27 protein-coding genes and 1 pseudogene are annotated in these 23353 nt (G+C 59.4%); 13 read left to right on the top strand and 15 right to left on the bottom strand.

Annotated elements, in window-relative coordinates; translation table 11 throughout:
- Positions 1-308: pseudogene (locus tag Q0M35_RS08145) on the top strand (methyl-accepting chemotaxis protein); the annotation flags it as partial.
- A gap of 117 nt (positions 309-425) precedes the next feature.
- On the opposite strand, the gene ychF reads toward Q0M35_RS08145, so the two are convergent.
- Positions 426-1523, bottom strand: a complete 1098-nt coding sequence (ychF, locus tag Q0M35_RS08140; RefSeq protein ID WP_295313997.1) for a redox-regulated ATPase YchF — start codon at positions 1521-1523, stop codon at positions 426-428.
- Positions 1524-1582: 59 nt separating this feature from the next.
- Entirely contained in the window at positions 1583-1774 is a 192-nt protein-coding gene (locus tag Q0M35_RS08135) for a hypothetical protein (protein WP_295313995.1), read from the bottom strand.
- Positions 1775-1931: 157 nt separating this feature from the next.
- Between Q0M35_RS08135 and trpA the strand changes: the two genes are divergently transcribed.
- Complete coding sequence (trpA, locus tag Q0M35_RS08130) at positions 1932-2723, top strand: tryptophan synthase subunit alpha (RefSeq protein WP_295314003.1); 792 nt, start codon at positions 1932-1934, stop codon at positions 2721-2723.
- Here trpA and Q0M35_RS08125 read toward each other — a convergent pair.
- Together Q0M35_RS08125 and Q0M35_RS08120 are read right to left on the bottom strand one after the other, a co-directional pair.
- Positions 2715-3188: a MarR family transcriptional regulator gene (locus tag Q0M35_RS08125; protein WP_295313993.1), complete on the bottom strand. Its 474-nt coding sequence runs from the start codon at positions 3186-3188 to the stop codon at positions 2715-2717. The two genes, trpA and Q0M35_RS08125, sit on opposite strands and share 9 nt — an antisense overlap.
- Positions 3181-4287: a twin-arginine translocation pathway signal protein gene (locus Q0M35_RS08120; protein ID WP_295313991.1), complete on the bottom strand. Its 1107-nt coding sequence runs from the start codon at positions 4285-4287 to the stop codon at positions 3181-3183. The genes Q0M35_RS08125 and Q0M35_RS08120 overlap by 8 nt, the downstream gene beginning before the upstream one ends.
- A 138-nt stretch (positions 4288-4425) precedes the next feature.
- Here Q0M35_RS08120 and Q0M35_RS08115 point away from each other — a divergent pair, with 138 nt between their 5' ends.
- Both Q0M35_RS08115 and Q0M35_RS08110 read left to right on the top strand, forming a co-directional pair.
- Positions 4426-5592, top strand: a complete 1167-nt coding sequence (locus tag Q0M35_RS08115) for an alpha-hydroxy acid oxidase (RefSeq protein ID WP_295313989.1) — start codon at positions 4426-4428, stop codon at positions 5590-5592.
- Between the two features lie 22 nt (positions 5593-5614).
- Positions 5615-6247, top strand: coding sequence for a hypothetical protein (locus tag Q0M35_RS08110; RefSeq protein WP_295313987.1), 633 nt, complete (start codon positions 5615-5617; stop codon positions 6245-6247).
- Here the strand turns inward: Q0M35_RS08110 and Q0M35_RS08105 are convergent.
- Positions 6216-7388, bottom strand: a complete 1173-nt coding sequence (locus tag Q0M35_RS08105) for an MFS transporter (protein ID WP_295313985.1) — start codon at positions 7386-7388, stop codon at positions 6216-6218. The genes Q0M35_RS08110 and Q0M35_RS08105 overlap by 32 nt on opposite strands.
- A 148-nt stretch (positions 7389-7536) precedes the next feature.
- On the opposite strand from Q0M35_RS08105, the gene Q0M35_RS08100 reads away from it, so the two are divergent.
- The 6 genes from Q0M35_RS08100 (at position 7537) to Q0M35_RS08075 (ending at position 12364) form a co-directional block, all read left to right on the top strand.
- Complete coding sequence (locus Q0M35_RS08100) at positions 7537-8208, top strand: 50S ribosomal protein L25/general stress protein Ctc (RefSeq protein ID WP_295313982.1); 672 nt, start codon at positions 7537-7539, stop codon at positions 8206-8208.
- Positions 8209-8314: 106 nt separating this feature from the next.
- A complete protein-coding gene (pth, locus tag Q0M35_RS08095) occupies positions 8315-9025 on the top strand; it encodes an aminoacyl-tRNA hydrolase (protein WP_295313980.1) in 711 nt (236 codons plus the stop codon).
- Positions 9022-10062, top strand: coding sequence for a DUF2332 family protein (locus tag Q0M35_RS08090; RefSeq protein ID WP_295313977.1), 1041 nt, complete (start codon positions 9022-9024; stop codon positions 10060-10062). Before pth ends, Q0M35_RS08090 begins: the two co-directional genes overlap by 4 nt.
- On the top strand, positions 10062-11225 hold the full coding sequence (locus tag Q0M35_RS08085) for a serine hydrolase (RefSeq protein ID WP_295313975.1): 1164 nt from the start codon (positions 10062-10064) through the stop codon (positions 11223-11225). The genes Q0M35_RS08090 and Q0M35_RS08085 overlap by 1 nt, the downstream gene beginning before the upstream one ends.
- Before the next feature lie 13 nt (positions 11226-11238).
- Positions 11239-11607 (top strand): DUF2237 domain-containing protein, encoded by a 369-nt coding sequence (locus tag Q0M35_RS08080; RefSeq protein WP_295313973.1) that lies wholly within the window; start codon positions 11239-11241, stop codon positions 11605-11607.
- An 85-nt stretch (positions 11608-11692) separates the two neighbouring features.
- Positions 11693-12364: a M50 family metallopeptidase gene (locus Q0M35_RS08075; RefSeq protein ID WP_295313971.1), complete on the top strand. Its 672-nt coding sequence runs from the start codon at positions 11693-11695 to the stop codon at positions 12362-12364.
- A gap of 10 nt (positions 12365-12374) precedes the next feature.
- Here Q0M35_RS08075 and trpB read toward each other — a convergent pair whose 3' ends face one another.
- The 5 genes from trpB to ihfB all read right to left on the bottom strand — a co-directional run bounded on the left by trpB (position 12375) and on the right by ihfB (position 15411).
- On the bottom strand, positions 12375-13622 hold the full coding sequence (gene trpB / locus Q0M35_RS08070) for a tryptophan synthase subunit beta (RefSeq protein ID WP_295313969.1): 1248 nt from the start codon (positions 13620-13622) through the stop codon (positions 12375-12377).
- A gap of 166 nt (positions 13623-13788) precedes the next feature.
- Positions 13789-13962 (bottom strand): hypothetical protein, encoded by a 174-nt coding sequence (locus Q0M35_RS08065; RefSeq protein ID WP_295313967.1) that lies wholly within the window; start codon positions 13960-13962, stop codon positions 13789-13791.
- Between the two features lie 127 nt (positions 13963-14089).
- Positions 14090-14737: a phosphoribosylanthranilate isomerase gene (locus tag Q0M35_RS08060; protein WP_295314001.1), complete on the bottom strand. Its 648-nt coding sequence runs from the start codon at positions 14735-14737 to the stop codon at positions 14090-14092.
- 39 nt (positions 14738-14776) lie between these two features.
- Positions 14777-15127, bottom strand: a complete 351-nt coding sequence (locus Q0M35_RS08055; protein ID WP_295313966.1) for a LapA family protein — start codon at positions 15125-15127, stop codon at positions 14777-14779.
- Complete coding sequence (gene ihfB, locus Q0M35_RS08050) at positions 15127-15411, bottom strand: integration host factor subunit beta (protein ID WP_295313965.1); 285 nt, start codon at positions 15409-15411, stop codon at positions 15127-15129. The genes Q0M35_RS08055 and ihfB overlap by 1 nt, the downstream gene beginning before the upstream one ends.
- Positions 15412-15881: 470 nt before the next feature.
- On the opposite strand from ihfB, the gene Q0M35_RS08045 reads away from it, so the two are divergent.
- Entirely contained in the window at positions 15882-16499 is a 618-nt protein-coding gene (locus Q0M35_RS08045; RefSeq protein ID WP_295313963.1) for an outer membrane beta-barrel protein, read from the top strand.
- Between the two features lie 101 nt (positions 16500-16600).
- Here Q0M35_RS08045 and rpsA read toward each other — a convergent pair whose 3' ends face one another.
- Entirely contained in the window at positions 16601-18280 is a 1680-nt protein-coding gene (rpsA, locus tag Q0M35_RS08040; protein ID WP_295313961.1) for a 30S ribosomal protein S1, read from the bottom strand.
- 444 nt (positions 18281-18724) lie between these two features.
- Here rpsA and Q0M35_RS08035 point away from each other — a divergent pair, with 444 nt between their 5' ends.
- Positions 18725-19153: a BLUF domain-containing protein gene (locus Q0M35_RS08035; RefSeq protein WP_295313959.1), complete on the top strand. Its 429-nt coding sequence runs from the start codon at positions 18725-18727 to the stop codon at positions 19151-19153.
- Between the two features lie 9 nt (positions 19154-19162).
- Here the strand turns inward: Q0M35_RS08035 and Q0M35_RS08030 are convergent, their stop codons facing one another.
- Positions 19163-19726: a hypothetical protein gene (locus tag Q0M35_RS08030; protein ID WP_295313957.1), complete on the bottom strand. Its 564-nt coding sequence runs from the start codon at positions 19724-19726 to the stop codon at positions 19163-19165.
- A gap of 196 nt (positions 19727-19922) precedes the next feature.
- On the opposite strand from Q0M35_RS08030, the gene Q0M35_RS08025 reads away from it, so the two are divergent.
- The gene (locus Q0M35_RS08025) at positions 19923-20576 is read left to right on the top strand and encodes a cyclic nucleotide-binding domain-containing protein (protein WP_295313955.1); all 654 of its coding nucleotides are present in this window, start codon (positions 19923-19925) and stop codon (positions 20574-20576) included.
- Between the two features lie 2 nt (positions 20577-20578).
- Here Q0M35_RS08025 and Q0M35_RS08020 read toward each other — a convergent pair whose 3' ends face one another.
- The 3 genes from Q0M35_RS08020 to Q0M35_RS08010 all read right to left on the bottom strand — a co-directional run bounded on the left by Q0M35_RS08020 (position 20579) and on the right by Q0M35_RS08010 (position 23336).
- Positions 20579-21190, bottom strand: coding sequence for a d(CMP) kinase (locus Q0M35_RS08020; protein WP_295313953.1), 612 nt, complete (start codon positions 21188-21190; stop codon positions 20579-20581).
- 8 nt (positions 21191-21198) lie between these two features.
- Positions 21199-22551 (bottom strand): 3-phosphoshikimate 1-carboxyvinyltransferase, encoded by a 1353-nt coding sequence (gene aroA, locus Q0M35_RS08015; protein WP_295313951.1) that lies wholly within the window; start codon positions 22549-22551, stop codon positions 21199-21201.
- A gap of 80 nt (positions 22552-22631) precedes the next feature.
- Positions 22632-23336, bottom strand: a complete 705-nt coding sequence (locus Q0M35_RS08010; RefSeq protein WP_295313999.1) for a tRNA (guanine(46)-N(7))-methyltransferase TrmB — start codon at positions 23334-23336, stop codon at positions 22632-22634.
- Between the last annotated feature and the right edge of the window lie 17 nt (positions 23337-23353).

The following is a 23353-nucleotide window of genomic DNA, read 5'->3' as shown; positions in this document are numbered from 1 at the left end:
CCAACCAGGCCCTCTCCACAATTCTGGAAGGCATAACAAATGTCTCTCAGAATGTCTCCGAAATAGCAGTTTCTGCAAAAGAACAGTCAGGCGGTATCGGAGAGATCAATTCAGCGGTAGAACAGCTCGATCAGACAACACAGCAAAACGCGGCCATGTTTGAAGAAACTACCGCGGCAAGCCAGTCACTTACTGAGGAAGCAGGAAAACTCGCACGCATCGTTTCATCCTTCCAGATCCCGGGCGCATCCGATGTGCCGGCTCAATCCGATGAAACAAACGAATTAAATCATTCTTCTGCAGCCTGATCACCACTACAAAGAAATCAAGCAGGCGCATGAATACTTATTAATGGCCACCGGATTTCTGAAGGATTTGCGAACGCCAGATTGCTCAGATAAAAGCGTCGCAACTCACGGGAAGCTTCACGTGTTGAACAGAAAATGCAGAACGTCTCCGTCTTTGACGATATAGGATTTTCCTTCTGCCCGCATCTTCCCCGCTTCCTTTGCTGCCGCCTCTCCGCCAAGTGAAACAAAATCGTCGTATGCAATAGTCTCCGCCCGGATAAAACCTTTTTCAAAGTCACCGTGAATGACGCCCGCGGCACGGGGCGCCGTTGTGCCTGACCTGATCGTCCACGCCCTTGCTTCTTTCGGCCCTACCGTGAAGTAGGTCTCAAGATGCAAAAGTTCATATCCGGCCTGGATCAACCGGTCGAGGCCGGCTTCGGAAAGCCCCATTTCTTCCAGAAAGAGCGCAGCTTCTTCCGGCTCAAGCTGACTGATTTCTTCTTCAATCCGGGCAGAGATCACCACGTGAGAATTCCCTTGCTGCGCCGCAAGCTCTGCAACCTGAGCTGATAAAGCATTACCATCAGCGGCATCATCTTCACCGACATTGCAGACGTAGAGTACCGGTTTGGTGCTCAGCAGTTGTAGCATCCTCCAGGCCTTCGCGTCTTCCTCATCCACCTTCACCACGCGTGCGGGGCGGCCCTCCTCAAGAGCTTCCAGAGCGGCTTTCATCAGCCTCTCCTGCTGGATGGCGTCTTTGTCGCCGCCGCGTACTTTGCGCACGATATTTTGCAGGCGCTTTTCGATGCTTTCTATGTCCGCGAGCATCAGTTCTGTGTCGATGGTTTCGGCATCAGCCACCGGATCCACCCGCCCTTCGACGTGGGTAACATCACCGTCTTCGAAACAACGAAGTACATGCGCGATGGCATCAACTTCACGAATATTAGCCAGAAACTGGTTTCCGAGACCTTCCCCCTGCGACGCCCCCTTCACCAATCCCGCAATGTCCACAAAGGTCATGCGCGTCGGAATAACCTGCTTTGAGCTCGCAATTCCGGCAAGGCGATCGAGCCGCGAATCTGGAACGGCGACTTCGCCCACGTTTGGTTCAATGGTGCAGAACGGAAAATTGGCCGCCTGCGCCGAGGCCGTCCGCGTCAATGCGTTAAAAAGAGTGGACTTGCCGACGTTGGGCAGCCCCACAATACCCATTCTAAAACCCATGACACGGTCCTTTTATAATGCCGGTTGCTCTTAATGCCGGCAGCAGGCCAAGACAAGTGTCAGCGGGATCTGCGGTCTTCGCGGGCATGGAATATCAGAGCCCAGGCGAGCAGAATAAACATCGGGTGCGTCAACCCACCTGAGAAAAACAGCGCTGGGATCCAGATCAGAAAAGTCAGGATCGCAATGATCGGGCGGCCTGTTAACAGGATCGAAAGCGGGGGCAGCAGTATCGCAAGCAAATAATTCATGACGGGAATATAGGGTCCGACCAGCGAATTTTAACGGGGAAAAATATGATTTGTGCACATTCTGCGCGGCGCGAAACAGATGGCGCTCTTTGGTGCATTGATTTCCGGACGCTTTTTCGGCATGCCGGCGCAAACATTCTGCGTAAAGGCTGAGAAAATGACCCGGATTGACGATACATTCGCAGATCTTGCCCGCGAAGGCCGGAAAGCTTTTGTCGCCTACGTGATGGCCGGGCACCCGGAATACGAGCAATCGCTCGAAATCGTAAAAGGTCTGCCGGGTGCCGGTGTAGACATCATTGAGCTCGGCCTGCCTTTTACCGACCCGATGGCTGACGGGCCGACGATTCAGCTTGCCGGACAACAGGCGCTTGAGGCTGGTATGACCCTTGAAAAAACGCTGGGCCTTGCAAGCGCATTCCGGGAGACAGACCAGAAAACGCCAATCGTGCTGATGGGGTATTATAACCCTATATACAGCCGCGGCGTGGAACGCTTTCTGCGAGAGGCAAATGAAGCCGGCATCGACGGTCTCATCATTGTGGATCTGCCCCCGGAGGAGGATGCAGAACTCTGCCTGCCCGCGCAGGCCGCCGGGCTGAATTTCATCCGCCTCGCGACACCAACGACAGACGACAAGCGCCTGCCGCGCGTGCTTCAGAACACCTCAGGATTTGTTTATTACGTGTCAATCACCGGCATTACCGGGTCGGCGGAAGCCGAGGCGACGGATGTTGGCCCTGAGGTGGCTCGGATCCGAGAGCAGGGAGGGCTTCCCGTTGTGGTCGGCTTTGGCGTGAATACACCGGAGAAGTCGAGAGCGATTGCGGAAGTTGCTGACGGCGTTGTCGTAGGCTCCGCGATTGTCAGCCGGATTACCGCCGGTGACAGCACCGAGAGCGTGCTCAGCTTTGTCAGAACCCTGACGGATGCCGCGCATTCAGTCTGATCCAGAATGCCGCCCGGCGTGATTTCTGTCTTCATCAAGAAATATCCGCAGATCTCTGAGCACGGGCAGGACCGCGCTCAGTCGTGCGACATCAAACCCGCGCTCAAGACGGTGAAGGTCAGGCGCGAGCGCGCCGATGACATCCGAACGCAGGCTGCGACCTTCCGGTGTGAGCCAGACAAGTTTTGATCTGCCGTCATCCGGATTGGGTCGCACCTTTACAAAACCGTGCGCCTCCAGCCCCTTGATCGTGTGGGTCATTGAGGTTTTGGGGACCTGAAACGCCCGAGCTATATCAATCGGCGGGCACCCGTCACCACGGCGAACCAGGTGGCTGATCACCGCAAAATGAGGGCCGATCAGACCTGCCGGCAGCCGCGCTTCAAGCAGAGTGCGACTGAGCTGTTCGATGATTCCGATCTCATTGAACACCTCAAAGAAGAGCGCGCCGGGGTCATCAGCCATTCATCATTTTCGCCTCAAGGGGCCAGCGCGGGGTGCGTGGCGTCAGAGGACCGTAGCCCAGCCGGCCGAGCATTTGAACCGTTTTACCGTCTGTACTCAGCAAGCTGTGGGCCCGGTCATAGTGCGGCTTCATTTCGGCAAATTCCTGGAGACACTGGCTGACCGGATGCAGCGCAAGCCCCAGTTCAGCGCATTTCAGGTTGAGCCGCAACCAGCGACGACCGGCTTCAATCTGGTCCGCGGGGGTGTTGGCCAGAGACGTCAGAGCGGCATAGGCCGGTGTCGCGTGCAGCATTTCACGATATATTTCAACGCCCTGGCGGAATCCTGCGCTCTGCGGATCGGACTGCACCCGGCGGCTCACCACGCCTGCCAGCATCAAAGTCTCCAGAAACGGGCCGCCCAGATCAATGCCATCCGGGTTCGCGTTAATTTCGGATTTGCCGAACCGCATAAGGTCAACCGATTCCTGCAGCGTTCGCGGTGTGTCAGCTTCTGTCATCCAGGCCTGCCATGTCAGTGTTTTGAGCGCTTCGACCGTGCGCGCGTCGGTGTAGACGTCGGCGTAAAGCTCCAGTTCATTGGCAAGGGAAGCCGGTACCGGCGTCGGCTCAAATGGTTCTTTGCAGGAGCGTCGTTGCATGATCTGTCTGGCCAGCGGATCGGCCTCTGCGCCATCGGTGAACACCGCCTGAGCAATCGGGCCCTGCTCTCCGTCAGGCCAGAGGCTGAGGTCAACGGAGTATCCTGTCGACCCGGCAGCAAGAACCAGCTGTTCCAGAAAACAGCCCATGCCGATGATGATCTGGCGGTCATCCGGATCGGTCTGGGGTAACGCTTTGTCGGGGTCGCGCCAGAGCGTGACAGCATCGTCCCCCTTAAGGGCAACAAGCCATGGCTGCAGATTGTGCGGGTTCGGAGCGAGCAGCGCGAAGCTTAGCGCATTCAGCCGCGGATCGGCGTAACTCCCGGCGGCCTCCCACGGGGCACGCGCATCATGCGGCGTCCTGCTGGTCAGGAACCCGGCAGCGGATGCTGTCGCCGCGAGTACAGATCCGCCGCCGATTACGGTTAGTACTTTGCGTCTCGAGAGTGTCATACGAAATCCTTTCTGATACGATATCGCACTATATATAGTTCAATATCGCACCAAACAAGACATCTCTTCCGGAAAATGCCAGATTGATTCTTGCCCGCTGAATTGGTAACTAAAATTTACCAAAATGAAGGTTCTGCTATGCCCACCATTACCAACATCAATGATCTGAAGCGGATTTATGAACGGCGCGTCCCGCGGATGTTCTTTGACTACACCGAATCGGGAAGCTGGACCGAGCAGACCTTCCGCGAAAACACGAGTGATTTTGAGAAAATCCGGCTGCGCCAGCGCGTTGCTGTCGATATGACCGGCCGGTCCACTGCGGGCACCATGATCGGCGAAGAGGTTTCGATGCCAGTCGCACTGGCTCCCGTCGGGATCACCGGGATGCAGTGCGCAGATGGTGAGATGAAGGCAGCCAGGGCGGCAGAAAAATTTGGCGTGCCGTTCACACTGAGCACCATGTCGATCAACTCGATTGAGGATGTGGCAGGGTTCACCAACAAACCGTTCTGGTTTCAGCTCTATATGATGCGCGACACTGACTATATCAGCCGGCTGATTCAGCGGGCGAAAGATGCAAAATGCTCCGCGCTGGTGCTCACTCTGGATCTTCAGATCCTGGGCCAGCGGCACAAAGACCTCAAGAACGGGCTGTCTGCCCCGCCGAAACTGACCATGAAATCAATCGCGAATCTTGCGACGAAGTGGTCCTGGGGCATCGAGATGATGACCGCCAAACGCCGCGAATTCGGCAATATTGTCGGCCATGTGGACGGAATTTCCGATCCGACATCGCTGAGCGCATGGGCGGCGGAATCCTTTGACCCCTCACTCGACTGGAACAAGGTCGCAAAGCTGAAAGAAGAATGGGGCGGCAAGATCATTATCAAGGGTATTCTTGATGCCGAAGACGCTAAAATGGCAGCCGAAACAGGTGCTGATGCGATCATCGTCTCTAATCACGGCGGCCGCCAGCTTGATGGCGCACTCAGCTCCATCCGGATGCTGCCTTCGATCCTTGATGCCGTTGGCGACCAGGTCGAGGTGCATCTTGATGGCGGTATCCGGTCGGGTCAGGACGTGCTCAAGGCGCTGGCGATGGGGGCAAAGGGCACCTACATCGGGCGCGCGTTTATTTACGGGCTCGGTGCGATGGGTCAGAAGGGTGTCACCAAAGCGCTCGAGATCATTCATAAGGAACTCGACACAACCATGGCGCTTTGCGGAGAAACGAAGGTGGCTGATCTGGGCCGCCATAACCTGCTGATTCCGGAAGATTTCGAAGGGCGTTGGCAGAAGTAGATCCTGGCGCTACGGTGCCATCATGCTGATTTTTCTGGCCGAACGCCTCGCCTATCTTGCCACGCCTAAAACCGGCTCGACGGCTGTAGAGATGGCCTTGCGCCCCCGTGCCGATATTGTTTTCGCGCGCGGGCGCAAGCATGTGACAGCACAACGCTATCAGGCCCGTGTCCGTCCGTTTCTTAAAGAAACTTTCAGCGTCTCACCGGAAAGCGTTGCGGTCATGCGCGAGCCGGTTGACCAGCTGCGCAGTTGGTATCGTTACCGTATGCGCGAGGCGAAACACGGCGCGCCACAGTCCACACGCGGGTTAAGTTTCGATGAATTTATCAGCGCGGTGATTTCAGATGACCCGCCCGAATTTGCCCGCGTCGGCAGCCAGTTTGCCTTTCTGACAAACGGCAAAGGCCGTCTGGTAGCCGATCATGTTTTCGCCTGGGAGGACCAGCCGCAGTTTCTGGCTTTTATGAGTACACGCCTTGATAGCCTCGTCACCCCTGAGCAGCGCAATGTATCACCCGATATTCCTGCGCCTCTGGATCAGGCCACAGAGGCAAAGCTGCGCAGCGCACGAGCAGCGGAGTTTGTGCTCTATCAGCAGCTACTCGATGCCGGTGGCCTGCTCAGGCGCGGCAAAGACCGGCCCGCGCTGTAACCGCGCGTGCCAGCATCGGCACGAGCACCAGCGCTGCAAAAATCATCACGCCGCCGACGACAAAGAAGCCTGCGCGCAGCCCCAGCATCTCAGATGTGAGGCCCATGAGCGGCGGGCCCACGAAAAAGGCACCGTAGCCCATCACCGAGGCCCGGCTGATGGCGGCCAGCCGGTCTTGCGGATCCACAAGCCGGCCAACGAGGGCAAGGGCCAGCGGTGCGACAACGGAGACCCCAAGACCGGTCAGTCCGAACCCCACGTAGGCAACGACCAGCCCCGGTGCCGCCCCTGCAATAAAGAGCCCGAGGGCCGCCATCAGAGCGGCTGCCGCCATCAGCCGCAGTTCCGGCAGACGCGCGGAGAGGAAGTGCCCGGCGAGCCGGCCGATGCCCATTGTCAGCCCCAGGATCGCGGGCCCCAGTGCGCCCTGAGCCGGCCCGCCCCCAAGCGTCCGTTCCAGATGCAGTGCCGACCACCCTTCGGAAGAGGCTTCAACGAGGAAGGCCGCCAGCACCAGTGACCCGCCCAGCCAGACCAGCGCGTGGGGCAGCCCGTCCGATGAAAGCGAGGGCGACGCCTCGCGCACTGTGATCTCTCTGCGCCCTGTCATGACAAAACAAAGCCCGACCACCAGCACGGTGAACCCGGTAAAAACCTGAACCGGCGTAAATGACATCTCGCGCAGCACACCCGTCAGCATCGCAGCACCCGCGTAGGCAAAGGCATAAACCGCGTGGTTCAGGTTCATCAGCGGACGGCGATGGCGCTCTTCTGCTTCGGAAACACGAACATTGACCAGCACATCGACAATACCGGAGCCCACCGAAGCCACTGTCATCCCGATTGTAAATGACACAAGTCCACCTGATGCACCCGCAGTCAGCATGCCCGCCGCGACCAGCAGTGCCGCCCCCGGCATGGCCAGGCGCCCCGCGATCCGGTGTGCCAGCGGTGCCAGCCACATAGCCGCAAGCGCGCCCAGCGAGGCCAGTAGCACCACCGAGCCATAGGTTCCGTCGGATGCGCCTATTGCCGCCTTGATCACCGGCATCTGAGCAAAAAAGCACGCCCAGGCACCGGCAATGACGATAAAGCCCGCTAGTGCGCGGCGCGACAACCAGAGATCGTTCAGAAATACCATGCTCCCCTCTTTCACGGGCACGCAGCCCCCACAAGTGACCGGGACTGAAAAACCTCTTTTCACGCGGGCGAAACCGGTCTATACGCGCGGCTTCACGCGGGCATACAGCCTTGGAGGATGCCCGCCCTAACATACTGGAGAGACAAAGATGGCTGGAGAAATTCCGGATCTTGAAGCTCAGGAACGGACGGGGACAGGCAAGGGCGCCGCTCGTCAGGCACGCCGCGACGGCATGGTTCCTGGTATCGTATTTGGTGGCGACACGGACCCGCTGCCGATCAACATTCCGTTTAACACGCTTATTCAGAAGCTGCGCGCGGGACGGTTCAAATCCACACTGTTCAACATGAAAGTGGACGGGCATGACGATGTGCGCGTGATCTGCCGTGACGTTCAGCGCCACGTGGTCAAAGATCTGCCCACGCATATCGATTTCATGCGCCTTAAGCGGACCACCAAGATTAACCTCTTTATTGCTGTTGAAGTTGTGGGCGAAGAAGAGAGCCCCGGTCTCAAGCAGGGCGGCGTTCTGACCATGATCCGCCCCGAGGTCGAGCTGATTGTGACTGCGGGAGATATCCCTGATCACGTCACGATCGATGTCTCCGAGCTTGAAATCGGCGACAGCGTTACGATTTCTGCGGTCAAACTGCCCGAGGGCGCGAAGCCGACCATCGACCGCGACTTTGTCATTGCACAGATTTCCGCGCCTTCCGGTCTGGCATCGCAGAGCGATGATGAGGACGAGGATGACGTGGATGTGGATGAAGTCCCGACCACCGAGATGGGCCCGCCGGACGGAGAAGAAGCGGAGGATTGATTCACCGCGTCGGACTAAGACAGTGAATACGGGGCCCGTTGCGGCCCCGTATTTCGTTCAGGCCACCGCCCTGCTATGCTGCATCGCAACATGAGGGAGCATTGCGATGAAGCTGTTGGTCGGCCTTGGAAACCCGGGCGCGAAATATGCCGGACACAGGCACAACATCGGGTTTATGGCGCTGGACCGCATCGCCTCTGATCACGGCTTTCCAGCATGGAAAGGCAAGCATCAGGGCAGTATCGCAGAGGGGCGCTTCGGGTCTGAGCGTGCCGTTCTGCTCAAGCCCGAAACATTCATGAATAACTCCGGCCAGTCGGTGCAGGCCGCCATGCGGTTTTACAAACTGGATCCCGCCGATGTGATCGTGCTGCACGATGAGATCGATCTTGCCCCGGGCAAAGTGAAATTCAAAACCGGTGGCGGGCACGCCGGTCACAACGGCTTGCGCTCGATACATGCTCATATCGGACCGGACTACGGGCGGATCCGGCTTGGCGTGGGCCATCCTGGTCACAAGGACCGCGTGCCGTCATACGTTTTGCATGATTTTGCAAAGGCAGATCAGAACTGGCTTGATGATGTGTTGCGCGGCGTCAGCGATGGCGCGCCATGGCTGGCCGCCGATGATCCGGCGAAATTCATGAACGCCGTGGCATTACGCGTGAACCCGCCGCGCTCGGGGAAGGGAACCAAAGGCGACAAGGAGCAGACGGCCGGTGAGACAGGAACTTCGGCCGCATCTGAACCACCGGCACCGGAACCCGGAATTGACCCGCGCTCTGCAATGCAGAAGCTGATGGACCGCTTCAGGTGACGCTGGCCCGGGCCTTTGCCGATCAGGCGATCAGCTGCGGGCGTCTGGGCTCACCCTTTATGCAGCAACTGCTCAGCATACTGAGTGAAAACTGGCCGGAAGACAGTGCGCTCGCGGCGAAGTTTGCGGCGTTCAGCGGGGATATCGGGCCTGCCGGGCACTCGCTGCCGCTGCGCCTTGCCGGAGGGCTGCATGCACTGGTGCTGACCGATCGTGCTCCGGCGCTTGCAGCCCTTTACCCACCCTCCCGGGTCCGCGACAATGCTCTGCGGAAAGGTGTCCTTGACGCCCTCGCCGCGCATGAGGCGTTTTTGCTCGACTGGGTCGACAGCCCTCCCCAGACGAACGAGGTGCGCCGGTCCGCAGCGCTGATGGCCGGCGCGGCAGTTGTCGCTCAGCATTCTCAGCTGCCTGTGGTTTTGTCAGAACTGGGGGCCAGTGGTGGTCTGAACCTCATGTGGGATCATTACGCGCTCGACCTGCCCGGTGGCGGGCCGGGGACAGCTGCACCTGTTGTCCGCCTTTCGCCAGAGTGGGAAGGCTCCCTGCCCCCGACCCGCCTGCCGGTCGTGGCTGACCGGGCGGGCGTCGATCTCAACCCGCTTGACCCGCAGAACCCCGAAGATCTGCTGCGGCTCACAGCCTACCTCTGGCCCGATCAGCCGCACCGTCTCGCGATGACGCGGGCCGCAGCGGGTGTGATGACCGCCCGGATTGATCGTGCCGATGCCATAGACTGGCTTGAGCAGCGCCTTGATGCTACCCCGGACGGCCATCTGCACCTGATCCAGCACACGGTTGCGTGGCAATATTTTCCCGCGGAGGCGCGGATCCGGGGTCAGGCGCTGATTGAAGCCGCCGGTGCTGCGGCCACCCACAACCGTCCGCTGGCCTGGCTATCGATGGAGAGCGAAGGCGATGTGCATGCCGCAGAGGGTGCAGCCCTCGTGCTGCGGTTCTGGCCGGGCAGCATCACCCTGCGGCTTGGACGGGCAGATTTCCACGGCCGGTGGATCCGCTGGCAGGGAAGTGTCTGATGCGCAGGGCAGGTAAGTGGCTGGGCCGCGTACTGCTGATGCTGATCTGTGCGCTTGTCGCGGCCGGCGTCTGGAAGCGGGACGAGATCAACCGCCTGATGGCGGTGAACAGCCTCTTTGACCCTGACCGGATTGTCGCCAATTTCAGCAATATGGACGCGGCCTTCCTGCATACCCGCCTCGAGACCAAGACGGTGCCGGTATCTCCCCTGCCCACCGGCGCTGCGGCCACAATGCCCGATGGATTTGACGCCTTTGTCGAAGCACGCCGGGTCACGTCCGTGGTTGTGCTGCATGACGGCAGGCTGGTCTATGAAAGCTATCATCTTGGCACCGGTCGGGACGATCTGCGCATCAGCTGGTCAGTTGCCAAGAGCTTCATGTCTGCGCTGACCGGTGTGATCTTGGCTGAAGGGGCCATCCGCAGCCTTGATGATCCGGTGGTTCAGTATGCACCGTCCCTGGCGGGCGGAGCTTATGATAAGGCCACGGTACGACACGTGCTGAACATGGCAACCGGCGTTACTTTCGACGAGGATTACCTGGATAAATCCTCCGATATCAACAGAATGGGCAGGATCCTCGCTTTAGGTGGCCGGATGGATGATTTCGCCGCCGGCCTGACGGAAACCTTCGCGGAGCCGGGCATCGACTGGCAGTATGTCTCAATCGACACCCATGTTCTTGGCATGGTGCTCCGCGGGGCCACCGGGCGCTCTCTGTCTGATCTGATGCAGGAAAAAATTATCATGCCCCTGGGCCCCGAACGTGCGCCCTACTACCTCACCGACGGGGCAGGCGTTGCCTTTGCCCTTGGCGGGCTCAACCTGACGACCCGTGATTATGCGCGCTTTGGTCTGATGTTCGCCCAGGGTGGGCTCTGGCAGGGAAAACAGGTCGTGCCGGCCGCCTGGGCAGAGGTGTCAACGACACCGAGTGCACCCACGCAGCCCGACGAGATGGGATACGGCTATCAGTGGTGGATGCCCCGCGATGCCCGCCCGCGCGAGTATATGGGTCGTGGCATTTACGGCCAGTATCTCTATATCAGTGAACCGGAAGGTGTGGTGATCGCGCTCACGGCTGTGGATCCTGCTTTTCGCCGGCGTGATATCGTGCGCGAAAACATCGCAATGTTCCGTCGGATCGCAGACAGTTTCTGAGAAAGGCCCCGCGATGGAAAAGGACGAAAGCATCAATGTTCTGGGCGAACCGCTCGCGGTCTGTGGGACAGATCCAGTGACCGGATTTTTCCGGGACGGGTCGTGTAATACCTGTGCGGCCGACCAGGGCAGCCACACGGTTTGTGCCGTGCTGACTGCGGAATTTCTGGCCTATTCCAAGTATGTCGGCAACGATCTGAGTACTCCGCGCCCGGAATATGGATTTGCCGGGCTGAAACCGGGCGACGCCTGGTGTCTTTGCGCGGCCCGTTTTCTGCAGGCGCATGACGAAGGCTGTGCGCCACAGATAAATCTCGAGGCCACCCACGCGCGTGCGCTGGACATCGTTCCGCTGGAAGTCCTCCGAAAATATGCCACCTGAGCGCACAGAGATGCCCGGTCCGGGTCTTTTTTACGGCACAATCGACGGTGAAACTTCGCATTAACTGTTTTTGCGGAGTGTGCCGGTGACCGGATCAGATAAACCGATTTATGAATTCCGGGGGCCCTTCGGCGTCCCGGTGCAGATTCAGCCCGGCGTATTGCTGCTGTTTGTGATTTTTCTGTCGTTCAGCGGGTCTCCTTCTGACCTAGTGTATGATCTGATTTTCGTGAGCCTGCTGGTCATGTCGATTTTTCTGCATGAGGTCGGACATGCCTGGGGGTGTCTCATTCAGGGGATCCCGGTGCGCCGGATCGTGCTGCATGCAGGCGGCGGGTTTTGCGAGCACAAACGTTCACCTTCGCCTTATGAAAACGAACTGATCGTGGCAATGGGACCGATTGTGAACCTTGTGATCTGGGCTGTTGCCTCAATGACCTGGCCGCTTTTCGGGAACGGTGATCTGAGTTGGTGCGTCTGGGTACTGAGCTACATCAATCTTTTTCTGGCAGTGCTCAATCTGCTGCCGGTCCATCCGCTTGACGGCGGTAAGCTCTTCGAGCTTGCACTGATGCGCGTACTGCCACCGCAGACAGCCCACAGGATTTCCGGCGGCGTCGGATTTGTGATCGCTCTGATCTGGATCCCGGCAATGATCCTGTGCTTTTTCACCCTTGGGCTGGTGCTCTTTTTCATCCCCTCAGTGAGCGCGCACTGGGAAATGATGCGCGGCGATGACCTGCGTCGCCGAACCTGACAGGACCGGCTTACTGGACGCTGCGCCCTTCGGGGCCGTCCATATCAAAGCCCAGAGCGCGGGCAACGGTAAAGATGTCCTTGTCCCCGCGACCGCACATATTCATGCAGATGATGTGATCCGCCGGGAGTTCCGGAGCGATCTTCATGACATGGGCCAGCGCGTGGCTGGGCTCAAGCGCCGGGATGATCCCTTCGAGTTCACAGCAAACCTGGAAAGCTTTCAGCGCTTCGCGGTCAGTGATCGCCACATATTCTGCGCGCCCGATGTCGTGCAGCCAGGCGTGTTCCGGCCCGATGCCCGGATAATCGAGCCCTGCCGAGATCGAGAACCCTTCAAGGATCTGCCCGTCATCGTCCTGCAAAAGATAGGTGCGGTTGCCGTGCAGCACGCCAGGGCGCCCGCCGGTCAGTGACGCACAGTGCTCCATCTTTTCATTTACGCCCTTGCCTCCGGCCTCGACGCCGATGATCCCGACCTCTTTGTCGTCAAGGAACGGATAAAAGAGCCCCATCGCGTTTGAGCCACCACCGATCGCGGCAATCAGTGTATCGGGCAGCCGGCCCTCGGCCGCGTTCATCTGCTCGCGGACCTCTTTGCCGATGATGGACTGAAAATCACGCACCATCGCCGGATAGGGGTGTGGGCCGGCAACTGTGCCGATGCAGTAAAACGTATCGCGCACGTTGGTGACCCAGTCGCGCAGCGCATCGTTCATCGCGTCCTTGAGTGTGCCGCGTCCCGAGGTTACCGGCACAACTTCGGCGCCCAGCAGCTTCATCCGGAAAACGTTGGGGGCCTGACGCTCGACATCATGCGCACCCATATAGACGATGCATTTCAGGCCGAATTTCGCACAGACCGTGGCTGTGGCCACCCCGTGCTGCCCCGCGCCTGTCTCTGCGATGATCCGCGTTTTACCCATGCGGCGCGCCAGAATAATCTGGCCCAGCACATTATTGATCTTATGCGCGCCGGTGTGGTTGAGTTCGTCACGCTTCATGTAAATTCTGGCACCGCCGAGGTGCTCAGTAAGACGCTCAGCATGATAAAGCGGGCTGGGGCGACCGACATAATGGGTCCACAGATCGTGCATTTCAGCCCAGAAGCTGTCGTCAGTTTTGGCTTTTTCGTATTGCTCCTCGAGCTCCAGGATCAGTGGCATCAGCGTCTCGGAGACAAACCGTCCGCCGAAATCACCAAAGCGGCCGTTTTCGTCCGGGCCGGTCATGAAGGAGTTGAAAAGATCGTTTGCCATTGCGCCACCTCGTCTCGTCGCATGGCGTTCTGCCTACCCTGCGCCGGACCGGGAAACAAGGCGTTATGGGCGTACAGCCCCCTGCGGTAAGGTGACGCCGACCGACCCGCGCGCGCTCCTGACCAGGATGGTCCGGCATCGCGTCATCGCCTGATCCGCGCAAACGTCAGGCAGGATCAGCACCTGCGGCCCGCACGCTGGCATCTCTGCGAGGGTCCGGATTGCTATCCGCCGTCAGTGAGCCACCCGTGGCACCTGCCGGTCGCGCGGCAAGATCATAGCTGACGCTCACGACCGTGACAGCCAGAGCCACGATAACAATGATTTTTCTGAAACTCATGTCGCCCTCCCGATACCGGGCCGGTACGTCTGTCGCACCTGCCCCACGGGATAAGGAATAAGGCTGTCAGAGATTCCGGTCTGTGAACTCGTTCACGCGACACCGGGAAAACCGGCGCACGTTGTGATCAGGCCCGGGCGTTCTGCACAAAGCGTCTGAAGAGGCTGCTGTCTTTCTGACCGGGCGATGTCTCAAGACCGGAGGAAACATCAACCTGGCGCGCGCCCGTGCGTCTGACCGCCTCTGCCACATTGTCGGGGGTCAGTCCGCCGGCCAGCATCCAGGGGCGGGTCCAGTATTTACGGTCCGCCAGCAACTGCCAGTCAAAAGCGAGCCCGTTACCCCCGGGTAAATCAGCCCCTTCCGGCGGTTTCGCATCAATAAGCAGCTGATCACAGGCCGGTGCATAGAGATCAATCGCAGCGAGATCTTCCGCCCTGGCAATGCCGATCGCTTTCATAACCGGCAGCCTGTAGCGCGACTTTATCTCTGCCACGCGTCCCGGTGTCTCTTTGCCGTGAAGCTGCAGCATATCCAGCGGAACGGTGTCGGTGAGAGCGTCGAGAAATGAATCATCCGGGTTAACAACCAGCGCGACCTTTGCTAGGCCAACCGGCGTGCCGGTGGCAAGGTCACGTGCCAGATCCAATGAAACGTTACGCGGAGATTTTTCAAAAAACACAAACCCGCAGTAGCGCGCGCCTGCGGCTGCCGCAGCATCGACATCGGCTGCTGTACGCAGGCCGCAGATTTTTACGGAGACACTGTCAGACATGTCGGTTTTGAACATAACCGCCAGGGCGGTGCAAGAGCGTCAGCCCGCTTCGTCGAGCAGGGCGAGCACCTCGTCCTTGCCGTGATGTTTCTCGCCTTTGAGCTTTGCGACCTCACGCTGCAATCTGCGCATTTCACGTGCCTGACGGGCCGCCTCGGCACGTTGATTGTACTCGCGGATCCACTCCCAGACGAACCCGACGAACAGGCCCGCAATGATGCCGCCGAAAATGACGATATAAAGCGGCAGACTGATCTGCGGGGTCACGGCGAACCAGCCGGCCACCTCTGTGGGAATAAGCTGAAGGGACACAACAGACCGGTTGGCCAGCGCAACCCCGATCAGAGCGATTGCGAAAACCGCGATACAGGCATAACGGATGTAACGCATCAGGCCTTACCGTTCAGCCGGTCGCGCAACAATTTGCCGGTTTTGAAAAACGGCACGTGCTTTTCTTCGACATGCACCGTTTCGCCGGTGCGCGGATTGCGGCCGATACGGGCATCGCGCTTTTTGACGGAAAAGGCACCGAAGCCGCGCAGTTCAACACGGTCGCCTCGGGACATTGCCCCTGTGACCTCTTCGAAAATGGTGTTGACGATACGTTCGACGTCCCGCTGATAAAGATGTGGATTGTCGTCTGCTATTTTCTGGATCAGCTCAGACCGGATCATTGCAACACCCCCTGATTTACCGGCGCTTTCTCGCACCTTGCCCGAGCTACTATAGAAACTTTCCGGCGTCACGGAAAGTGACCCTGCGCCCGGCGCGGCGCTTTTTTTGGAACGAAGGCTCTGTATTTGTGATGTTTTTCATCACACCAGGGCCGGTTTTTGCAATCAGCTCCTGACCCGTCCCGCGCCGCAGCGCAGCATAACACTATGATTCGCCGCCGCTTTTCGGCTTTATCGCACGTCGACGCGGGTGGGGGCGGACCAACCCACAAGCGAAAAGATGCCGATCACGATAATCTGTGATTAACCCAGCTGAATAAATGGTAAATATAGCAGGAACCTCCAGCATAACCTGCGGGTTATCGTATTACCATGTTGCGATAATTTGCCGGGCGGAGTGTTCCGGAGTACCCTGCCTGATCAGGCTTGCCGAAATTCCGCATTTTTTTCAAGATGTAAAGGAGCATTTTATGCTTAAGACTACAACGGCTCTGACCGTTCTGATCGTTTCAACAGCCGGCATGGCCTTCGCCGCCGGCCCCGAACCAACGCCCGTTGCACCGGTGGTCGTCGCCCCACCGCCGCCGCCCTTCTGGGAAGGCGGCTATGTGGGTGCACAGATCGGCTACGCTTATGGCGATTTCGACGTTGACGATGCTTTTGACGGTGATGACAACGGTGACGGCATCGTTGGTGGCATCAACGCAGGTTATCTTTGGAGCCTGAACAACGGATGGTACCTTGGTCCGGAGTTTCAGTACGACTGGGCAGATCTTGACATAACGGACGCTGACACTGGCGACAGCCTGTCTTTCGACGAAATGGCGCGCCTGAAGCTTATCGCAGGCTACGAAGTGGGCGGCGGCAGCGGCATGGTGTATGGCACGGCGGGTATTGCCTACGGCAGCCTCGACAACGCAGGTGACATCTTCGACGGATTTGATGGCAGCGACACCAACTGGCTTCTCGGCGTGGGTTACGACCACCGTGTGGGTGACAACTGGACCGTTGGTGGTGAGTACATGTACCACGACTTCGACGACATCAACGTAAACACCATCCACCTGAAAATGGCTTACCGCTTCTGATAAGGAGGGCCTGCGCCGGAGGTTTCCGGCGCTGCCCTGCCAGACGAAAAAGGCCCCGTGGTTTGCACCACGGGGCCTTTGCTTTGCCGGGAATGCCGGACTTATTTTTCGTCGTCGCCTTTGAGGGCTGCACCGAGGATATCGCCCAGCGATGCACCGGAGTCCGAAGAGCCGTACTGTTCGACCGCTTCTTTTTCTTCCGCAATCTCACGGGCTTTGATCGACACGCCAAGACGGCGGGCTTTGTTGTCGACATTGGTGATGCGTACATCAACCTTGTCACCGACTGAGAAACGCTCAGGGCGCTGTTCTGCACGGTCACGGCTGAGGTCAGAGCGGCGGATGAAGGATTTCATGCCCTCATATTCCACTTCGACACCACCGTCTTCGATCGCCGTAACGGTCACGGTCACGATCGAGCCGCGCTTCACTCCGCCAACCGCTTCCGCGAACTTGTCGCCGCCGACGGCTTTGATCGAGAGGCTGATGCGCTCTTTCTCAACGTCCACTTCGGAGACAACCGCCTGAACGGTATCGCCTTTGCGGTAGTTCTGGATCGCATCTTCGCCACGCTCGTCCCAGCTCAGATCGCTGAGGTGAACCATGCCGTCGATGTCGCCGTCGAGACCGACAAACAGACCGAATTCGGTGATGTTCTTGACCTCGCCCTCGACTTCGGTGCCCTCGGGATGCGTTTCCGCAAAGATTTCCCACGGGTTGCGCATGGTCTGTTTGAGACCAAGTGAAACGCGGCGCTTGGCACCGTCGATTTCCAGCACCATGACTTCCACTTCCTGCGAGGTGGAGACGATTTTGCCGGGGTGGACGTTCTTTTTCGTCCAGGACATCTCAGAGACGTGCACGAGGCCTTCGACACCGGCTTCGAGCTCAACAAAGGCACCGTAATCGGTGATGTTGGTCACGCGACCTTTGTGCACGGAATCGAGCGGATATTTAGCCGCAACCAGATCCCACGGGTCTTCCTGCAGCTGCTTCATGCCGAGGCTGATGCGGTGCGTCTCTTTGTTGATCTTGATGACCTGAACTTTGATGGTCTCACCGATCGACAGAATCTCGGACGGGTGGTTGACCCGGCGCCATGCCATGTCTGTTACGTGCAGCAGACCGTCGACACCGCCAAGATCCACAAAGGCACCATATTCGGTGATGTTCTTGACCACGCCGTCGACCGTCTGACCTTCGGTGAGGTTGCCGATGACTTCGGCGCGCTGTTCGGCACGGGATTCTTCGAGGATCGCACGGCGCGATACCACGATATTGCCACGACGGCGATCCATTTTCAGGATCTGGAACGGTTGCTTGAGACCCATCAGCGGCCCTGCGTCACGTACGGGGCGTACGTCAACCTGAGAGCCGGGCAGGAAGGCCACAGCACCGCCGAGATCGACAGTAAAGCCACCTTTGACACGGCCAAAGATGGCGCCTTCGACGCGCTCTTCGTCCGCATAGGCTTTTTCCAGACGGTCCCATGCTTCTTCGCGGCGCGCCATCTCGCGTGAGATAACAGCTTCGCCGCGCGGGCTTTCGACCTGGCGAAGAAACACTTCGACTTCATCGCCGACTTCAATTTTGGGAGCTTCGCCCGGATCAGCGAATTCTTTAAGCTCAACGCGGCCTTCCATCTTGTAGCCGACGTCGATAATGGCCTGGCCCGCTTCGATCGCGATCACCTTGCCTTTGACAACAGAGCCCTCTTCGGGCGTGTCCATTTCGAAGCTTTCTTCAAGGAGCGCTTCAAACTCATCCATCGTGTTTGCCATGTGGCGTCGTTTTCCTAACTATGACTGTTTCTGGCCGTGCGGTTGTCTCCGCCGGTCTTCGGGTTTCAGTTGGTCGAAGCGCGGAACAAAGAAGGGCCGGTAAAACCGACCCTGCCCGCCTTGCGGTGTTTTCCCCGCTTCAACGGGTGCGCGTATAGGGGCTTTTGCGCCCCGTCGCAAGTGTTAAGAGGCATGCAAGCTGTGGTTTAATCATATGCCGCCTAAACCCTGTGCCCCCAGGGCGGCGAACCGGGGTGTCCGCACCCCTCAGACCTCTCCGCCTGTGCCTCAGGTCCGCCAGATTGCGGCCTTGTCCGGGGCTTGTCGCAGAAGAGGAAAGCCGGCCCATGGTGCGGGCTGATCAGCAGCCGGCGATCCAACCGGCATTCAGCACCTGTTAATTTCTCTGATCTAACGTGACCACGATCAATCTGCGGACATGTCATGGATCTCCATTACGCCCTTTATCACAGCAAATCACTTCAGCCTGCGAGCGCGACACTGCACAACGATATTCTGCAGGTCAGTGCGCGCAACAACGCACGCGATCACCTGACAGGCTTTCTGCACCGTGAAGCTGACTATTTCATCCAGTATATCGAGGGGCCGAAGACGCGGCTTTATAATGCTCTCGCGCGGATCGGCCGCGATACCCGCCATAGCAATTTCGAGGTCATCCAGAACGGTCCCGCAGAAAAACGGCTGCTGCCCGACTGGAAGATGGGATTTGTGGATCCGGGCCTTATGAACCTGTCCGAGCTACTGGATGTCTCCGACGGGCGTCTCGATATCCGCGCTATCGATCCTTTCGATCTGGTGATATTTCTGGTCAGCAACGCGGGCGCGTTGCGCGCGAGTGCGACTGCGGCCTGATCCGCCCTGTCAGAGTTCCTGATCTTTGCGCAGATCATCCAGCAGGTCCTGATAAATCCGGTTTGAATCGCCGCCCCCGAATACGTTCGCGCCCCCCGAATAGGTCTGACCATAGGTTTTGGCCAGATTTATTGTCTGAACAATCCCCGACAGAAACTGATCCCGTTCCAGCGGCGACAGCGGGTGTATGAAGACCCCCCAGAGCCGCCCCTGCGCCACGGCATAGCGCGCATCGAGCGCTGAGTCGAAATTGGCCTGCATAAGGCGCATCAGCTCATCGGCGCCGATCCCGTCGGCGGCGCGGATGGGCACCATCGCCCGCATCCGGTCCGCACGCGCGTCCGCGATCACAATGACCGGGATATCCTGAATGGTAAATTCTATCGTCGGGCCGCGCGCAACGGCTTGCGGATCGATGATGCGGATGATCTCACCCAGCCGTGGCACCGTCATCGCGGGCTCAGGCGCCTGGCTTTCAGGCAGAGTACCCTCCGGCGTAGCCGGTGCGTCACTCTGAGCAAGGACTACCGGTGCTGTCAGCATCAGCACAAAGCACAGTATCAGTCGGGTCACGGCCGGCCTCCTCTCAGGTGTCCTGTCGACGGTACTCAGCGGACCGGTCAAATGCCATGCACCCTTTGGTGATCGTACTGCAACATCCGATCCGTACTGGATTGACCCTGAGGAAGATGCCAGGGTCACAGCGACGACAGGCATAAGGGACACCGCTCTGGAACTCACACTGGAATCCGCACTTTCTCCGGGTGGCATGGTCGGACATCTGTCCTATCTGCTGCTGGTCTGGTCGATGCTCATGCGCTCGATGACAAGGCTCAGAATCCTCGTGATCGCCTCGGCCTTTGCGGCCATTGCCTATGATGTGATCTGGCTCAAGGATCCGGTGGGCGTGTTCTGGGAGACTCTTCTGGTTGCCGTAAATATCATGCAGATCACGCGCGAATGGTATGCCGAGCGGCGCGTGCGGCTGACGGCCGAAGAGGAGCTTTTCGTCTCTGCCCGCCTGCGCGGCGTTTCCAAACGCAATGCGAAGCGCCTGCTGAATCTTGGCACCTGGGAGGATGGCGGGGCAGGCATGGTGCTCACAACCGAAGGAGACCCGGTTTCTCATGTGGTTTATCTGATCAGCGGTGAGGTGGAGATCCTCGTCTCCGGCGTTGTGGTTGCAACATGCGGGGCGGGAAATTTCGTGGGCGAGATGTCCATCGTTGGCAATGCGCCGGCATCGGCGACCGCGACCGTGTCCCGGCCGGCGCGTTTCTGGCGAATCGAAACCGAAAAACTGCAGGTATTGCAGGAAACCGATCCGGAGATTGCCGGAGCGCTCGATGTGGGCATCGCTAAAGACCTGCGCAACAAGATCATTTCGCTCAACGCCAGCCGCAGCGGAGAACGTTTCGCCTGACGCTATCGCCGCTGTGCCACCACAGCGAGGGCGGCATCAACGGCAGCGTCAATGCTCATATCCGTGGTGTCTATCGTTACGGCATCTTTTGCAGGAACCAGCGGCGATGCTGCGCGCGAGCTGTCGCGAGCGTCGCGTTCCAGCACATCCGCCAGGACCTGGTCGACGCTGACATCGGAACCGGCTGCAACCAGTTCGGCATGCCGCCGCGCGGCGCGCACGGGGGCGCTGGCAGTAACAAAAAGCTTCACTTCGGCGTTCGGACAGATAACCGTGCCGATGTCGCGCCCGTCAAGGACAGCGCCCCCCGCCCGCCGGGCAAAACTGCGCTGAAAATCGAGAAGCGCGGCGCGCACTTCGGGGACTGTTGCCACCCGGCTCGCCGCATCCGCAACCTCCGGCCCCCGCAGATCGCCCGCTTCAAGATCAGACGCGGCCAGTTCCCGCGCCGCAGTCGCCGGGTCCTGCCCCAGCAGCATTTTTGCCCCGACCGCCCGATAAAGAAGCCCGGTATCGAGATGCGCAAAACCGAAGTGCGCAGCAACAGCCTTGGACACAGTTCCTTTGCCCGCAGCCGCCGGGCCGTCAATTGCAATGGTAAAGGGCTCTGTCATCCGGGAACTTAGCGGTTGGATCGCTGGATCTGCGCGCCAAGGCCGGACATCAGCTGCTCAAACACAGGAAAAGACGTGGCGACAGGCCCGCCGTCATCAAGAGAGACCGGTTTTTGCGTCGCCATTCCAAGGATCAGAAAAGACATGGCGATGCGGTGATCAAGGTGGCTGGCACAGGTTGCGCCACCCGGTACGTTACCGTGACCGGCGCCTGTGACCGTCCACCAGTCCGGGCCGTCCTCCACTGTCACGCCGTTTGCGCGCAGCCCGGTGGCCATCGCATCAATGCGGTCACTTTCCTTGACACGCAGTTCTTTGACACCGCGCATCACGGTTTCGCCTCTGGCAAAGGCGGCAACAACAGACAGCACGGGGTATTCGTCGATCATACTGGCTGCACGGGCGGGTGGCACCTCGATGCCCTGCAGATCCGGCGAGAAGCGGGCGCGCAGATCGGCCACCGGCTCACCGCCTTCGGTTCGTTCATTTTCATAGGTAAGGTCAGCGCCCATGTCGCGCAGGCTGGCGAAAAGCCCGGCCCGCGTCGGGTTGAGACCAATGCCCGGGACCAGCACATCAGAGCCCGGCACGATCAGCGCTGCACAGACAGGAAAAGCCGCTGATGACGGATCGCGGGGTACCTCAATATGTTGCGGTTTCAGCTCCGGCTGTCCGGTCAGCGTGATGACCCGCCCTGCCTCTGTTTCTTCTACGGTGATCTCCGCGCCAAAGCCTGCCAGCATCCGTTCGGTGTGATCGCGTGTGGCCTCCGCTTCGGTGACCACGGTTTTGCCCGGAGCGTTCAGACCGGCCAGAAGGACCGCCGATTTGACCTGAGCCGAGGGCACGGGCACGGTGTAGTTCACCGGAACAGGGTCCGGCGCCCCGACCAGTGTCATCGGCAGCCGCCCGCCGGCCCGCCCGTAAGAGCGCGCGCCGAAAAGTGCCAGAGGATCAGTAACCCGCGCCATCGGGCGCCCGTTCAGCGAGGCATCTCCGGTAAAGGTTACGGTCACCGGAGAGGTCGCCACAGCGCCCATGATCAGCCGGACGCCGGTGCCGGAATTGCCGCAGTCGATGACGTTTTCCGGTTCCGCGAAGCCGCCCACACCGACCCCGTGAACACTCCAGTTTCCCTCGCCGTGATCTGTAACTTCCGCACCGAAGGCGCGCATGGCCTTCGCCGTGTCCAGAACGTCCTGCCCTTCAAGCAGCCCGGAAATCCGGGTTTCGCCCACCGACAAAGCGCCAAGGATCAGCGCGCGGTGAGAGATTGATTTGTCGCCGGGAACGCGGGCCTCGCCTTTCAGCGGGCCGCATGGGCGGGAAGTCATCGGAACGGGCGCGCCGTGGCTCGACATAGGGTCAGGTCCTGCTTTGCTCAGTTGCGCCGAGGCTTACCTGCAGACCCGGCCATGGTCCAGCCCCGGCATGCGCGGACTCAGCGCCTGCGGAAGGTCAGATAATGCGGTGTACGCCCTTCGCGGATGGCTTTCTGCTCATAGCGCGTGGCGATCCAGTCGTCCCAGGGCTGCCGCCAGTCCCCCGGTCGCTCCGCCAGCCAGTCAAACCCGCAGCGCGGCACCTCTTCGAGCGTCTGGCGCACATAATCACCGATATCCGTGGCGACCCGGAAGATTGCGCCCTGCTTCATTGCGCGCGCAAGCGGTTCAAGGTGCTCAGCTGTGACAAAACGGCGGCGGTGGTGGCGGGTTTTCGGCCAGGGGTCGGGATAAAGCAGAAACGCCCGCGTCACCGAAGCCTCAGGCAGAACATCCATCAGATCGCGCGCATCGCCGGGATAGACCGCGACATTATCCACGCCGGCCCGACGAATTTTACCGAGCAGCATTGCCACACCGTTTATATAGGGCTCCGCGCCGATGATGCCGTTTTCCGGGTTTTGCTGTGCCTGATGCACCATGTGCTCGCCACCCCCAAATCCGATCTCGAGCCAGAGCGGCCGCCCCGAAAACAGCGCACCGACATCGAGCGGCCTGCGTTCGGGGTTTTCTTCCCAGCTGACAGCGCCCGGCGACAATCCGGCAAGATCCGCATCGAGATACCCCCGCTGGGATTTCTTCAGCGTTTTGCCTTTCAGGCGACCATAAAAATTGCGGCGCGGGCGTTGGGGCATATCTGTCATGCCCGCCGTGTAACCAG

Source organism: Roseobacter sp., from assembly GCF_024639605.1.
Lineage (GTDB): Bacteria > Pseudomonadota > Alphaproteobacteria > Rhodobacterales > Rhodobacteraceae > Roseobacter.
The sequence above is the reverse complement of the archived record's forward strand: the minus strand, read 5'-3'. Positions and strand labels throughout refer to the sequence as shown.